Genomic DNA, 13,523 nt, shown 5'->3' on the forward strand with positions numbered 1-13,523 from the left:
TGCGGGCAAAGATAAGGTCGCCGGGCACCGGGAAACAGCGTGATTTTCATAAATGACTGTTGCGGGAATGGCAACGATCCCAGTCTTCAGACCGGAAGATGAATGCCAAAAGTGTTCATGCCGCGATCACTACGTACAAACACATCCCCCCCATGCATCAGCGCAATCGCCTTGACGATCGCCAGCCCCAGGCCGTGGTTGTTGCCACTGTTGCTGCGCGATGCATCGACCCGGTAGAAGCGCTCGAACAGCCGTGGCAAATGCTCGCTGGCAATCGGCGCACCGGGGTTGGCCACGCCGATGCTGACCTGATGTTCCTCGACCGTGATCTGCACTTCGATCACCTGTCCCGGCGCGGTGTGCTGCACCGCATTGCTCAGCAGATTGATCAACGCCCGGCGCAGATGGGCGATCTCGATCTGCACCTGTGCGTCGCCACTCACATGGACCTCAACCTGTGCATCTTCGAGGATGAAATCGAGGTATTCGAGGGTGGTCGCTACTTCGTCGGCCAGCGAGGTCGAGGTCAGTTTGGTGGCTTTGCTGCCCTGATCAGCGCTGGCCAGAAACAGCATGTCATTGATGATCGAGCGCAGGCGTTCCAGCTCTTCGAGGTTGGATTGCAGCACTTCGAAATAATGCTCGGCGGAGCGCCCACGGGTCAGGGCGACCTGGGTCTGGCCGATCAGGTTGGTCAGCGGCGAGCGCAGCTCATGGGCCACGTCGGCGTTGAACGATTCCAGCCGTGAATACGCCTGTTCGACCCGCTCCAGCGTCGAGTTGAACGAGTCGACAAACTGTTCCAGCTCCGGCGGCAGCGGCGACAGACGCAAGCGCCCGGCCCGCAGAGGTGGCGCCAGGCGTTGGGCCTCGTGGGACAGTTTGATCAGCGGCTTGAGGCCGATTCGCGCCACCCAGTAACCCAATGCAGAAGCCATCAACACGCCGACAATCGCCAGGCCGATCAAGGCGATCAGCAGGTTGTGCTGGGTCTGGTGAAAGGTCTCGGTGTCGATGCCGATCATGAAACGCAGGGGCGGGCGTTGATCCTTGGCCGGGAACTGGCTGACCAGCACTTTCAACGGGTAGGGCTGACCGGGCAATTGCAGGTCGCGCATGCCCAGCGGACCATTGGCGAATTCGCGAATCTGCGGGGTGAAATCGCCGTACTCGTACTGCGGATCGCCGCTGCTGATCCAGAAACTGATGCGCTTGTCTTCTTCGCCGAGCAGCTTGAGTTTGCTGTTGATCTTGACCCAATGCTCGGGCGTGCCATAACGGCCGACGGTGGATTCGAGCACGCTGTAGCGAGCGTCGAGTTCTGCTTCCGGCAACAGACCCAAACCCTTGTCCACTTGCTGATAGAGCGCGCCGCCGATCAACAAAAACACCAGCAGCGCTACCAGCGTGAACATGCCGCTCAGGCGCAGGGCGATGGAGTTACTGGACACCACGGCTCTCCAGCACATAACCCATGCCACGGATGGTGTGCAGCAGCTTCTCGTCGAACGGTCCGTCGAGCTTGGCTCGCAGACGCTTGATCGCGACTTCGACGACGTTGGCGTCGCTGTCGAAATTGATGTCCCAGACCATCTCCGCAATCGCGGTTTTCGAGAGGATTTCGCCCTGACGCCGGGCCAGCACGCTGAGCAGCGAAAACTCCTTGGCGGTCAGGTCCAGCCGGGTACCGGCGCGGGTCGCCTTGCGGCTGATCAGATCGATCCACAGGTCGGCGATGCTCACTTGCACTGGTTCATGGCCACCGCTGCGGCGGGTCAGCGCCTGCAGGCGCGCCACCAGTTCGAGGAAGGAAAACGGTTTGCCGAGGTAATCGTCGGCGCCGTCGCGCAGGCCCCGGATCCGGTCTTCGACCCGTTCGCGGGCGGTGAGCATGATCACCGGCGTCTGTTTGCGCGCACGCAAGGCGCGCAGTACGCCAAAGCCATCGAGGCCCGGCAGCATGACGTCGAGGACGATCACCGCGTAGTCGCTTTCCAGCGCCAGGTGCAGGCCCTCGACGCCGTCGCGGGCCAGATCCACGGTGTAACCCTGTTCCGTCAGGCCGCGGTGCAGATAGTCCGCGGTTTTCTCTTCGTCTTCGATAATCAGGACGCGCATGACCCGCCTCAGTCTGTCGTTGCCAGCGCCGTGACGGGCGCCGGTTTGGGCTTGTGGAACAGCCGCTCAAGCCACAAGTATATGACCGGCGTGGTGAACAGCGTCAGCATCTGGCTCACTAGCAAGCCGCCCACGACCGCGATCCCCAGCGGCTGACGCAGTTCGGCGCCGGTGCCGTAGCCGAGCATCAGCGGCAGGGCGCCGAGCAGGGCGGCGAGGGTGGTCATGATGATCGGCCGGAACCGCGTCAGGCATGCTTCGAAAATCGCATCTTGAGGTGCCAGCCCACGATGACGCTGGGCTTCGAGAGCGAAGTCGATCATCAGGATGCCGTTCTTCTTGACGATACCGATCAACAACACCAGCCCGATCAGCGCCATGATCGAAAAGTCCTGGCCGCAGATCCACAGCATGATCACCGCACCGAGACCCGCCGCCGGCAAGGTCGAGATGATCGTCAGCGGATGGACAAAGCTCTCGTAGAGCACACCCAGAATGATGTACACCGCCACCAGCGCCGCGAGAATCAGCCACGGCTGGCTGGCCAGCGAACTCTGGAACGCCTGGGCCGCACCCTGGAAGTTGCCGCTGATCGCGGTCGGCATGCCGATCTCGGCCTTGGCCTGGTTGAGCAGGATCACCGCGTCGCCCAATGCCACGCCGGGCGCCAGATTGAACGACAGGTTGGCGGCCGGGAACATGCCGTCGTGGGCAATCGACAGCGGGCCGATGGTTGGTGCGTCGAATCGGGCCAGCGCCGACAGCGGCACCATTTCCCCACTCAGCGGTGAGCGCAGGTAGAAATAGTTGAGGCTTTCGGCCTTGCCACGCTGTGCGGTGTCCAGCTCCAGAATCACGTTGTATTGGTTGACCTGGGTCTGGAACTCGTTGATCTGCCGCTGCCCAAAGGCGTCGTACAGCGCTTCGTCGACATCACTCGCCGTCAGGCCGAAACGCGCGGCGGCGCTACGGTCGATGCTGATGTGCGTGATGCTGCCGCCCAGTTGCAGGTCGTTGGAGATGTCACGGAACGCCGGAATGCTGCGCAGTTTCTCGGTGAGTTTCTGGGTCCAGGTAGCGAGCGTCGGCCCGTCGTTGCTCTTGAGCACGTATTGATACTGTGCGCGGCTCGGGCCGGAGCTGAGGTTGATGTCCTGGCCGGCGCGCAGGTAAAGCACGATGCCGGGGACTTTCATCAGCTGCGGACGAATGCGGTCGATGAACTGGCTGGCCGAAACATCGCGATCACCGCGTTTTTTCAGGGCGATCCAGAAACGGCCGTTGGCGATGGTCTGGTTACTGCCGGACACGCCCACCGAATGGGAAAACGCCTGCACGGCCGGGTCGGCGGCGACGATTTCCGCCATCGCCAGGTGCTTTTTCACCATGTCGCTGTAGGAGATATCCGCAGCGGCCTCCGTCGTACCGAGGACGAAGCCGGTGTCCTGCACCGGGAAGAACCCTTTGGGGATAAAGATGTAGCCGCCGATGGCCAGCGCGACCGAGATCCCGAACACGCCGATCATCAGTTTCTGATGGGCGAGGGCGCGGCGCAGGCCTTTTTCGTACCAGCCGAGCAGGCGTTCGCTGAAGCCCGGTTTGTCATGGGCGTGATGCACCGGTTTGCGCATGAACAGCGCGGCCAGCGTCGGCGCGAGGGTCAGCGATACCACCACGGAAATCATGATGGTCGAGGTCGCCGTCAGTGCGAATTCCTTGAACAAACGCCCGACCACACCGCCCATAAACAGCAACGGAATGAACGCTGCCACCAGCGAGAAACTGATCGAGACCACGGTGAAACCGATCTCGCCGGCGCCCTTGACCGCCGCTTCGCGCATGCTGTCGCCGGCTTCCAGATGACGGTGGATGTTTTCCACCACCACGATCGCGTCGTCGACCACGAAACCTACGGCCACGACGATGGCCACCAGCGTCAGGTTGTTCAGGCTGAAACCGAGTAAATACATCAAGGCGAAACTGGCGGTCAGCGATACGCCGAGCACCGCCGACACAATCATCGTCGCCGACAACTGGCGCAAGAACAGCGCCATCACCGCCACCACCAGCAGGATCGCGATCAGCAGGGTGATTTCCACTTCATGCAGCGAGGCGCGAATGGTCTGGGTACGGTCGATCAGCACCTTGACCTGCACCGAGGCCGGCAACATGGCTTCGAGGCCGGGCAGGGCGGCCTGGATGCGGTCCACGGTCTCGACGATATTGGCCCCCGGCTGGCGGGAGATCACCAGGTTCACCCCCGGTTGATCGCCGGCCCACGCTTGCACGTAGGCATCTTCCGAACCGTTGACGACTTTGGCGACATCTTTCAGGTGAACCGGGGCGCCATCCTTGTAGGAAACGATGAGCTGGCTGTATTCCTCGGGGTGGAACAGCTGGTCGTTGGTCGACAGCGTGGAAATGCTCGACTCGCCGTACAACGCACCTTTGGCGAGGTTGAGGCTGGTCTGCTGGATCGCCAGACGAATGTCCGCAAGCGTCAGGCCGATGGCCGCCAGTTTGTCCGCCGAAGCCTGGACGCGAATCGCCGGACGTTGCTGACCGGTGATGTTGATCTGGCCTACGCCGTCGATCTGACTGATCTGACGGGCCAGCAGGGTTTCCACCAGGTCACTGAGTTCGGTGCCGGGCATCTGCGTGGAACTGACGCTGAGGATCAGCACCGGGCTGTCGGCCGGGTTGACCTTCTTCCAGGTCGGCAGGGTCGGCATGTCTTTCGGCAGTTTGCCGGCGGCGGTGTTGATCGCGGCCTGCACTTCCTGGGCGGCGGTGTCGATGCTCTTGTCGAGGGTGAATTGCAGGGTCAGCAGGCTGGAGCCCAGCGCACTGCTGGAGGTCATCTGGGTCATGCCGGGGATGGCGCTGAATTGCACCTCCAGCGGCGTGGCCACGGACGACGCCATGGTGTCCGGGCTGGCGCCGGGCAACTGCGCGGAGACCTGAATCGTTGGAAATTCCGCTTCCGGCAACGGCGCAATCGGCAGGCGCGGGAAGGCAATCACCCCGACCAGCACCAGCGCGATGGTCAGCAGAATCGTTGCCACCGGGTGATCGATGCACCAGGTCGAAACGCCTTTGTGCTGCTTCATGGCTTGGGCTCCGCTTGCACCACCTGCGGCGGTTCGCTCATGACCTGCACGGTAGAGCCGGGCTTGAGCCGTGACTGGCCATCACTGACCAATACGTCGCCGGGGTTCACACCCTTGATGATGTCCTGACCGCTGCCCTGATAGACCATCTGCACCTGCACGGCTTCAACCTTGTCGCCGTTGACCCGGTACACGAAGTGTTGATCCAGCCCACGCTGTACGACAGTGGGCGGGACCACCAGCGCATCTTTATCCAGTGCCGTCTGAATCTTTACCGTCACCAGCAGGCCGGGCCAGAGTTTCTGATTGGGGTTGTCGAATTCGGCCTTGGCGCGGATGGTGCCGGTGTTGGCGTTGATCTGGTTGTCGATCAGGGTCAGGTGACCTTCGCCGAGCAGGTTGCCGGTTTCGCCATCGGTGTCGGCGCCGATGTAGGCCTTGACCTGGGCGCGCTGCGGATCGCTGATCAGGCCTTGCAGGGTCGGCAGCATTTGCTGGGGCAGGGAAAACTCGACGGCGATCGGGTCGATCTGGGTCACGGTGAACAGACCCTGGGTGTCGGTCATGCGCAGGAAGTTGCCTTCGTCGACCGTACGAATCCCGACGCGACCGGTGACCGGGGAGCGAATCTGGGTGTAGGAAAGTTGTACCTGAGCCGCGTCAATCGAGGCTTGATTACCTTGGGCGGTGGCCTTGAGCTGGTTGACCAGTGCCTGTTGCTGATCGTAGGTCTGCTTGGAGACGCCGTCGTCGACGCTGAGCAGTTTGTAGCGCTTGAGGTTGACCAGCGCCACTTGCAGTTGCGCCTGGCTTTCGCCCAGTTGTGCCCGGGCCTGGTCGAGGCTGGCGCGGATCGAGCGGTCGTCGATGGTGGCGAGCAGGTCGCCCTGTTTCACCAATTGACCTTCTTTGACCAGCAGCTTGGTGAGGATGCCGTCGATCTGTGGACGTACCACCACGCTGTGCAGCGAGAGCACCGAGCCGATGCCGCTGGTATAGCGTGGGACGTCTTTTTCGCTGACGGCGACGACCCTGACCGGGATCGCGGTCGGGGCGGCGAGTTTGGCCGGTGCGGGTTTTATCGCGTACCACAGGCCAGCGGCTGCGAGGGCGATCAGCAGGGTGGCGAGCAGGGCCTTTTTCTTCTGGATTTGCATGCTTGTGGGGCGCCAGGGGGACGGGGTTTGGGCAGGTTGGTTCTTTATAAACTTGTTTGGGGGTCAGGAGGGTGACGGCTAGCTGACGGCGCTGTCAGTTTCGGCTTTTGACTTGGCGGCCTTTGGGCCGACCAGGCTTTGGGTGTTTTTTGTGAATATCCGTTTCTTCGGGTGTTGCGGCTGGCGGTTTCGCCCTTACGGCGAGTCCCTTTTGGCAAACGCCCCAAAAGGAACCAAAAGGTCTAGGCCCCGGCGTACGGCACCTCGCTGTGGCTCGGTGTTCCTTCGTTCCGGGATTCATCCGGGGGCATCGCCTCCGGTTTGCTTCGCTGCACCTCCTCTCGATGTGTTCGACTGCGTCGAACGGCGCTACGCGCCCACCCCCGGATAAATCCCTCCGCTCAGCCTGCCGAAGGGGCCACAAGATCAAAAGCTTTACTCGAGCTAACGCTCATCGTGTTGAGTGGTGGGAAGCGAGAGGCGAGAGGCGAGAGGCGAGAGGCGGAAAGCGGCTGCTTACTGCTTGATCGTTCCCACGCTCCGCGTGGGAATGCAGCCGGGACGCTCCGCGTTCCATTTTCGGATGTTTGGAAATGTGTTGGGTGTACCGTTTGTTTCTGCAGTGTTTTTGGGTTGATCGGGAGAAGTGATCCGTTAGTCGAGCAGTCCCAAAAAGGGACCGGTCGAACCCTTTTTGGGACTCTTTAAAGTCCGCGCGCGCAGGTATACTGCGCGCCTTCGCGGCTCATCCACCGGGCCGGACTTTTTGCTTTCCGGAGCTTTCATGACTTCCCCAATCGACAACGCTGTGAGCGATGTCCCGGCAGAGCTGGCCGAGGCCGGCGAATCCAAGCCGACCATTCCTGCATTCAAGTTTCCGTTCAAGCCAGGTGAACTGGCCGCCGCCAAAGCCGCCAAGCAGCCGCAGTTCAAGGGCAAGGACGGTGATCGTCACGCCAGGACCCCGGGTGTGGCGCCGTCGGGCACTCGTCGTTCGATGGGCAAGCGCTGATTCACTTCCCTCCTGCAGCCATCGTCTGTGATTTTCGGTCACAGTGATGGCTAAATGCTCAGTTCCTGAGCCAGATCAACGTTTAACCGATTAGTGCGCTTAGAGTCAGCAGCCCTGCCGACTCTTTCCAATAAAACGAGCGCGCTTTCCATGAAGATCAATCTCCCGGTGACCGGGCGCAATGTCGATGTTGCGCCGGATGCGAACATTCTCTCGACCACCGATCTGACCAGCGCGATCACCTACGCCAACGACGACTTCATCAAGATCAGCGGTTACAGCCGTGACGAGCTGCTGGGCACGCCGCATAACCTGTTGCGTCATCCGGACATGCCGGCGCAGGCGTTTGCCCATATGTGGCAGACGCTCAAGCGCGGGCGCTCGTGGATGGGGCTGGTGAAGAATCGTTGCAAGAACGGTGATCACTACTGGGTCAGTGCCTATGTCACGCCGGTCACGCAGAACGGTGCGGCGGTGGAGTTTCAGTCGGTACGCACGCGGCCGGATGCCCGGCAGATCGCTGCGGCGGAACGGACTTATGCGCAGTTGCGTGGTGAGCGGGTGTCGCGTTGGCAGCGGCTGCCGGTGTTGGGCTTGCGGGCGCGGATTGTGGCGTTGACCAGTTCGGTGCTGGCGGTGGTGCTGGGGATTGAAGCCTGGTTGCGGCCGGAGTCCATGGGCATCGAGGCCGCTGCGCTGGTGGCTGGCAGTGGCGCGTGTGCTCTGGGCGTGGGCTGGTTGTTGCGACCGCTGGAGCGACTGACCGAACGTGCAAAACAGATTGCCGACAACCCGTTGAGTCAGGGCATTTATACCGGGCGGAGGGATCAGTTCGGGCAGATCGAGTTCGCCTTGCAGATGCTCGAGGCTCAGGTCGGCGCGGTGGTCGGGCGGATCGGTGATGCGTCGCAGCGGCTGGCCGGGCATGCGGCACAATTGGTCGACCATTTGCACAGCAGCCATACCAGCACCTTGGCGCAGCAGGCGGAAACTGATCAGGTGGCGGCGGCGATTCATCAGATGGCGGCCAGTGTGGCCGAGGTCGCCAGCCATGCGCAGCAGGCGTCGGTGGCGGCCGATATGGCGGGTACGGAAACCCGTGAAGGTCATCTGCTGGTTGGCGAAAGTCGCAGCGCGGTGTTGCGGCTGGCTGAGGAATTGGGCCGGGCGACCGAGGTGATTCATCAGCTCGAAGGTCACAGCAGCGAGATATCCGGGGTGCTGGAGGTGATTCGCAGCATCGCCGAACAGACCAATCTGCTGGCGCTCAACGCGGCGATCGAAGCGGCACGGGCCGGGGATGCCGGACGCGGGTTTGCGGTGGTGGCCGATGAAGTGCGTGGCCTGGCCCAGCGCACTCAACAGTCGACCAACGAGATTCAACGGATGATCAGCACCCTGCAAAATGGCGCGCGGGATGCGGTGCTGGTGATGCAGCAGAGCAGCGAGCATGTGGATAACAGCGTCGAACAGGCGCAGCGTGCGGCCCGGGCGCTGGACGGGATCAGTGGGCGAGTCGAGCAGATCACCGAGATGAGCCTGCAGATTGCCGCAGCGGTCGAGGAGCAAAGCGCGGTGAGCGAGGACATCAACCGCAACATCGTCAGTATTCGCACGGCGTGTGAACTGACGGTGGATGAAGGGCGCCAGAGCCAGCTCAACTCACAGGATGTGGCGGGGCTGGCGGGGGATTTGCGTTCGCTGGCGCGGGAGTTCTGGGGGCGGCGGCAGGGATCCTAGGCCGCGCGCAGGGAAATGAACGCGTAGGTCTGCGGCGGTTCGGACACCACTTGTGCCCCGGCCGCCCGCACTTGCCCGGCGATGTCATCGCCGGAGACATGGAACAGCCATTGGCTGTCTCCGGCAGCCAGTGGTTGCGCCGTGACCTGATCGATCACCGAGGCAAACACGCCCATGTCCGGCAGATACGCGGTAAACCCGTCGCCCTTGAGTGCCGTGGCGCGGATCCCCAGTTGTCCGCAGATCGCATCCTTGATCCGGATGTCGTTGCGATCGGCCTGACGGGAGCGCTGGATCAATGTCACCAGTTCCTGATCCACCAGTTCGCCACCGACGATCAGCTCCGGTCCCTGTTCCCACGATTCCGGCGGGCAGTCCTTGGCGGCAGGGTTCAGCGCAATGTGCGGATTGATTTCGGCAGGATAGATGCGACACACCAGCGGCCGGCGGTCGTAGATGCGGCACAGCTTGTCTTCGTCAAGATTCCGGCAGGGACCGACGTTGTAGGCGGCGAAGGTGATCGCTACATGGGCGTCGGACGTGCCGCTGCGCACTACCGCCGAACGCCGCTGTGCGTGCTCACGCTGTTCCGCCGGCAAACCCAGGCCGTTGGCGAGAAACGCCTCCACCAGCACGATCACCTGACCGCCGTCGGCCGCCCACATGCGGGCTTCGGCCAGGGTCAGGGGCACGTGGTGATCGGTGCAGCATTTGCCGCAGCCTACGCAGGAAAAGGTCGTATTCATTGAGCGGGCAATCTTCAATCAGGGTGCGAAACGGCGACATAAAGCCGCCGTACAGGCCCGGAGTGAAGCAAGTTGTGCGCCACTCTCTCAGGGTTTGGCGGTCGGGCGGATCGAGTCCCATTCGGTGACGAACGCGGTTTTCGACTTCTTGTTGTACAGGCACAGCTCGGTGCCTTGCTGGCCCTTCATGTGTTTTTGCGGGTATTGGCCTTGCAGCAACAGCGCGGTGTAGCCGACGCGGTCATCGAATTGCGCGGCGTTGCCGACCGGTTTGGCGTTTTTCAGGCCGCTGGCCTTTGTGCAGCTGGCGAGCACGGTTTTGTCGTAGGCCGCCCAGGCGTCGGGGCTGGAGGCGTGGGCAAACGGGGCGATGAGACACAGTACGGAGAGGGCGAGGCGTTTCATGGTTCGGGCATCCTTGGAGGTTGATCGCCAGGGTTTGAGTATGCCGCAGGATTTTAGTTTGTCAGTCCGGCACCAATTCCCGGCGGACCACATACATTCCAGACTTTTCGTACAGCTGTCGCGCCCGCCGGTTTTCTTCCAGCACCTTCAGATCGACAAAGCCCTCGCGCCGATCCTGAAACGCCTTGAACGCATGAAGCAGTAACGCCCGACCCAATCCACGACCTTGCGCCCGGGGATGCACCACCAGATTTTTGATGTAGGAACTGGTCCAGCATTGCGCCACGCCGATGACGCCGTCGGCATCACTGGCGATGAAGCACAGCGCCGGATCGTATTCGGCGTCCGTTTCATACTGCTGCTGCCAGACGTCCAGCGCCGGCACCCGACCACCGCCTTCGCGGTAACCGATCTGCATCAGTTGATGCACGGCGGCTGCTTGTTCAACGCTGTAGGTGGTGATTTCGATGCCGTTCGGCCACTCGATGGCCGGCACGCCCTGGCTCAGGTCGCGCCGCATCAGAAAACAGAAGGTCTCGTTCAAGGCTCAGTAACCCTGGGCGGCGACGTGTTTGGCCGCTTCGATCAGGCAATGGGTCAGCTCCGGCGAGGAGAACTTGGTCAGCACGCCGTTGGCGCCGGCGAGCCGTGCCTTTTCGCTGTTCATCGCGCTGTCCAGCGAGGTGTGCAGCAGCACGTAAAGGTGGGCGAAGTCCGGGGTCTCGCGCAGGGTGCGGGTGAAGGCGTAGCCGTCCATCTCGGACATTTCGATGTCGGAGACGATCAGGTTGATCTGCTGCGCGGTGCCTTGCAGGTCCAGCAGGCAGTCGATGGCTTCCTTGGCACTGCGGGCGGTGTGGCATTGCAGGCCGAGATTGCGCAGGGTGTGAACCGATTGCTGCAACGCCACCTGGCTGTCGTCGACCACCAGGATCCGCGCGTTGCCCAGCACTTCGGCGTCTTCCATGCTCAGCTCGGTCGGGGCCATGTCGATCTGCGCCGGGGCGATGCCGTGGATGACCTTTTCGATGTCCAGCACTTGCACCAGCGTGCCGTCCACCGAGGTCACGCCAGTGATGTAGGCGCGCGAGCCGCCGGAACCGAACGGCGGCGGTTTGATGTCGGTGGTCAGGCAATGCACGATCTTGCTCACCGCCTGCACATGCAGACCCTGTTTCGAACGGCTGACGTCGGTGACGATCAGGCAGCCGCCGTTCGGGTCTTCCAGCGGGCGCTCGCCGATGGCACGGCTCAGGTCGATCACCGACAGCGAAGCACCGCGCAGGGTGGCGATGCCTTTGACGTGCGGGTGCGACTCCGGCAGCTTGGTCAGCGGCGGGCAGGGGATGATTTCACTGACTTTCAGCAGGTTGATCGCCATCAGCTTGCCGCTGCGCAAGGTAAACAGCAGAAGCGAAAGTGAATCTGCGCGGGCTTTGTTGGAAGACATAAAAACCTTCTGTGGAAAAAGGTGGTGGGCGAGGGTGGAAATCGCCAGAAACTATTGATGCCGGGTTATCGGCGTCAAAAGGTTGGGCTTTAGGTTAGTTGTCGGGTGGTGTTCCAGTGGCGGGCCAGTCAACTTTTCAGGCCCAACCGCTTCGCCATCCGCCCCAGATTCGCCCGGTCCAGCCCCAGTTCGCGCGCCGCACTGGCCCAATTGTCCCGGTTACGCTCAAGCGCTGCACTGATCAACTGCCGCTGATACTGCTCGGTGGCTGCACGCAGGTCACCGCTGATCAATGGCACGGCGGCAGTCGCTTCGGACGGCACCGGCGAGTTATCCACAACCTCGCGCGGCAGGTCGAGATCCATCGCGCTCAGGCTGAGAATCTTCGGCCGCACCTTGCAGTTGCCCAGCGCCTTCAGCGCGCTGCGTCCGATCAGGTGTTCCAGTTCCCGCACGTTGCCCGGCCAGGTGTAGGCCAGCAGCGCTTCCTGGGCATCGCTGTTCAGACGCAGGCTGTTGAGGCCCATGCGCGAGCGGTTCTGTTCGAGGAAAAAACCGCTGAGCAGCAACACATCGCGACCTCGTTCACGCAGCGCCGGTACTCGCAACGGGTAGACGCTGAGGCGATGGTAGAAGTCGGCGCGGTAGCGGCCGCTGCGCACTTCTTCGGCCAGGTCGCGGTTGGTCGCGGCGATCAGGCGCACGTCGACCTGATGTTCCTTGTCCGAACCCAGACGTTGTAACTGGCCGCTCTGCAAAACCCGCAACAACTTGGCCTGGACGGTGAGCGACAACTCGCCGACCTCATCGAGAAACAGTGTGCCGCCGTTGGCCAGTTCGAACTTGCCGCGCCGGTCGCTGGTGGCGCCGGTGAAAGCACCGCGCACGTGGCCGAACAGTTCGCTTTCCACCAGCGTGTCGGGCAGGGCCGCGCAGTTGAGGCTGATGATCGGTTTGTCGGCGCGCTGGGAGGCGGCATGGATCGCCTGGGCCACCAGTTCCTTGCCGACCCCGGTTTCCCCGGTGATCAGCACGGTCAGGTCGCTGCCGCCCACCAGACTGATTTCTTCCACCAGCCGTTTATGAGCCTTGCTCTGGCCGATCATTTCGCGGTTCTGCTGGCCGCTGGCCTGACGATAGACCTCGGCGCGCTGGTGTTCGTCCTCGGCACGAATCGCCAGACGTTCGATGCGTTCGGCGGCGTTGACCGTGGCCGAGGCAAGGCTGGCGAAGGCTTGCAAGGCGTCGAGTTCGATCGGCTCGAAACGCTCCGGATCGAGGGCGTCGAGAGTAATCAGACCCCAAAGCTTTTCATCGACGAACAACGGACAGCCGAGGCAGTCGTGAACTTCGAGGTGATCGTCGAGGCCGTCGACCAGCCCGTCATAAGGATCGGGCAAATCGCTGTCGGCAGCGAAACGGGTCGGCCCGTCGCCTGCCAGCAGCACTTCGAAACGTGGGTGCTCGCTGACCTTGAAGCGCCGACCGAGGGTGTCGGTGCTCAGCCCATCCACCGCCAATGGCACCAGCCACTCGCCATCGAGGCGCAACAAGGCTGCGGCATCGCACGGCAGCAGGGCGCGCATGGCTTCGAGCAGCCGTCGGTAGCGTTCGCCTTCAGGCAATTCGCGGGACAGGTCGGAGACCAGCGGGAGCAGGGCGGTGAGCAATGATTTGGCGGACATAGGCTTGTAGTCAAAGAGACGCGTTGTAGTCGAAGCGACTATAGAGGTGCTTGTGTCGATCTGACTACATAAATTTCAAATTATTGATTTATATAGAAAA

11 protein-coding genes and 1 pseudogene are annotated in these 13,523 nt (G+C 62.1%); 3 read left to right on the plus strand and 9 right to left on the minus strand.

From position 1 onward, the window contains the following. Nucleotides 1–86: 86 nt before the first annotated feature. The 4 genes from ACKLNA_RS11230 to ACKLNA_RS11245 are packed head-to-tail and all read right to left on the minus strand — an operon-like array spanning nt 87 to nt 6,385. Nucleotides 87–1,451, minus strand: a complete 1,365-nt coding sequence (locus ACKLNA_RS11230) for a heavy metal sensor histidine kinase (RefSeq protein ID WP_408985890.1) — start codon at nt 1,449–1,451, stop codon at nt 87–89. Further along, nucleotides 1,441–2,118: a heavy metal response regulator transcription factor gene (locus tag ACKLNA_RS11235; RefSeq protein WP_003228008.1), complete on the minus strand. Its 678-nt coding sequence runs from the start codon at nt 2,116–2,118 to the stop codon at nt 1,441–1,443. The genes ACKLNA_RS11230 and ACKLNA_RS11235 overlap by 11 nt, the downstream gene beginning before the upstream one ends. A gap of 8 nt (nt 2,119–2,126) precedes the next feature. Next, a complete protein-coding gene (locus ACKLNA_RS11240) occupies nt 2,127–5,228 on the minus strand; it encodes a multidrug efflux RND transporter permease subunit (protein ID WP_408985891.1) in 3,102 nt (1,033 codons plus the stop codon). After that, nucleotides 5,225–6,385 carry an efflux RND transporter periplasmic adaptor subunit gene (locus ACKLNA_RS11245; protein WP_114885414.1) on the minus strand — a complete coding sequence of 387 codons (1,161 nt, stop codon included), beginning with the start codon at nt 6,383–6,385 and terminating at the stop codon, nt 5,225–5,227. The genes ACKLNA_RS11240 and ACKLNA_RS11245 overlap by 4 nt, the downstream gene beginning before the upstream one ends. Before the next feature lie 784 nt (nt 6,386–7,169). On the opposite strand from ACKLNA_RS11245, the gene ACKLNA_RS11250 reads away from it, so the two are divergent. The 3 genes and pseudogenes from ACKLNA_RS11250 to ACKLNA_RS11260 all read left to right on the plus strand — a co-directional run bounded on the left by ACKLNA_RS11250 (nt 7,170) and on the right by ACKLNA_RS11260 (nt 9,137). Further along, nucleotides 7,170–7,397, plus strand: coding sequence for a hypothetical protein (locus tag ACKLNA_RS11250; RefSeq protein ID WP_114885412.1), 228 nt, complete (start codon nt 7,170–7,172; stop codon nt 7,395–7,397). Between the two features lie 150 nt (nt 7,398–7,547). Further along, nucleotides 7,548–7,829 (plus strand): annotated as a pseudogene (locus ACKLNA_RS11255) (PAS domain-containing protein); the annotation flags it as partial. 243 nt (nt 7,830–8,072) lie between these two features. Next, complete coding sequence (locus tag ACKLNA_RS11260; RefSeq protein ID WP_408986119.1) at nt 8,073–9,137, plus strand: methyl-accepting chemotaxis protein; 1,065 nt, start codon at nt 8,073–8,075, stop codon at nt 9,135–9,137. Here ACKLNA_RS11260 and ACKLNA_RS11265 read toward each other — a convergent pair. The 5 genes from ACKLNA_RS11265 to norR all read right to left on the minus strand — a co-directional run bounded on the left by ACKLNA_RS11265 (nt 9,134) and on the right by norR (nt 13,423). Continuing rightward, on the minus strand, nt 9,134–9,883 hold the full coding sequence (locus ACKLNA_RS11265) for a YkgJ family cysteine cluster protein (RefSeq protein WP_408985892.1): 750 nt from the start codon (nt 9,881–9,883) through the stop codon (nt 9,134–9,136). The two genes, ACKLNA_RS11260 and ACKLNA_RS11265, sit on opposite strands and share 4 nt — an antisense overlap. A gap of 87 nt (nt 9,884–9,970) precedes the next feature. Beyond that, nucleotides 9,971–10,288 (minus strand): hypothetical protein, encoded by a 318-nt coding sequence (locus tag ACKLNA_RS11270; protein WP_408985893.1) that lies wholly within the window; start codon nt 10,286–10,288, stop codon nt 9,971–9,973. 61 nt (nt 10,289–10,349) lie between these two features. Further along, nucleotides 10,350–10,808, minus strand: a complete 459-nt coding sequence (locus tag ACKLNA_RS11275; RefSeq protein ID WP_408986120.1) for a GNAT family N-acetyltransferase — start codon at nt 10,806–10,808, stop codon at nt 10,350–10,352. Nucleotides 10,809–10,835: 27 nt separating this feature from the next. Beyond that, the gene (locus ACKLNA_RS11280; RefSeq protein WP_085709366.1) at nt 10,836–11,738 is read right to left on the minus strand and encodes a chemotaxis protein CheV; all 903 of its coding nucleotides are present in this window, start codon (nt 11,736–11,738) and stop codon (nt 10,836–10,838) included. Nucleotides 11,739–11,866: 128 nt separating this feature from the next. Further along, nucleotides 11,867–13,423: a nitric oxide reductase transcriptional regulator NorR gene (gene norR / locus ACKLNA_RS11285; RefSeq protein WP_408985894.1), complete on the minus strand. Its 1,557-nt coding sequence runs from the start codon at nt 13,421–13,423 to the stop codon at nt 11,867–11,869. Nucleotides 13,424–13,523: the final 100 nt, after the last annotated feature.

It is taken from the genome of Pseudomonas sp. UV AK001 (genome assembly GCF_046097675.1).
GTDB lineage: Bacteria > Pseudomonadota > Gammaproteobacteria > Pseudomonadales > Pseudomonadaceae > Aquipseudomonas > Aquipseudomonas kribbensis.

Excerpts from the sequence above, each read along its gene's own strand:
- ACKLNA_RS11245 (WP_114885414.1), bottom strand. The coding sequence starts at position 6,385 with ATGCAAATCCAGAAGAAAAAGGCCCTGCTCGCCACCCTGCTGATCGCC.
- ACKLNA_RS11275 (WP_408986120.1), bottom strand. The coding sequence starts at position 10,808 with ATGCGGCGCGACCTGAGCCAGGGCGTGCCGGCCATCGAGTGGCCGAAC.
- ACKLNA_RS11280 (WP_085709366.1), bottom strand. The coding sequence starts at position 11,738 with ATGTCTTCCAACAAAGCCCGCGCAGATTCACTTTCGCTTCTGCTGTTT.
- ACKLNA_RS11240 (WP_408985891.1), bottom strand. The coding sequence starts at position 5,228 with ATGAAGCAGCACAAAGGCGTTTCGACCTGGTGCATCGATCACCCGGTG.
- norR (WP_408985894.1), bottom strand. The coding sequence starts at position 13,423 with ATGTCCGCCAAATCATTGCTCACCGCCCTGCTCCCGCTGGTCTCCGAC.
- ACKLNA_RS11250 (WP_114885412.1), top strand. The coding sequence starts at position 7,170 with ATGACTTCCCCAATCGACAACGCTGTGAGCGATGTCCCGGCAGAGCTG.
- ACKLNA_RS11270 (WP_408985893.1), bottom strand. The coding sequence starts at position 10,288 with ATGAAACGCCTCGCCCTCTCCGTACTGTGTCTCATCGCCCCGTTTGCC.
- ACKLNA_RS11265 (WP_408985892.1), bottom strand. The coding sequence starts at position 9,883 with ATGAATACGACCTTTTCCTGCGTAGGCTGCGGCAAATGCTGCACCGAT.
- ACKLNA_RS11235 (WP_003228008.1), bottom strand. The coding sequence starts at position 2,118 with ATGCGCGTCCTGATTATCGAAGACGAAGAGAAAACCGCGGACTATCTG.
- ACKLNA_RS11260 (WP_408986119.1), top strand. The coding sequence starts at position 8,073 with ATGGGCATCGAGGCCGCTGCGCTGGTGGCTGGCAGTGGCGCGTGTGCT.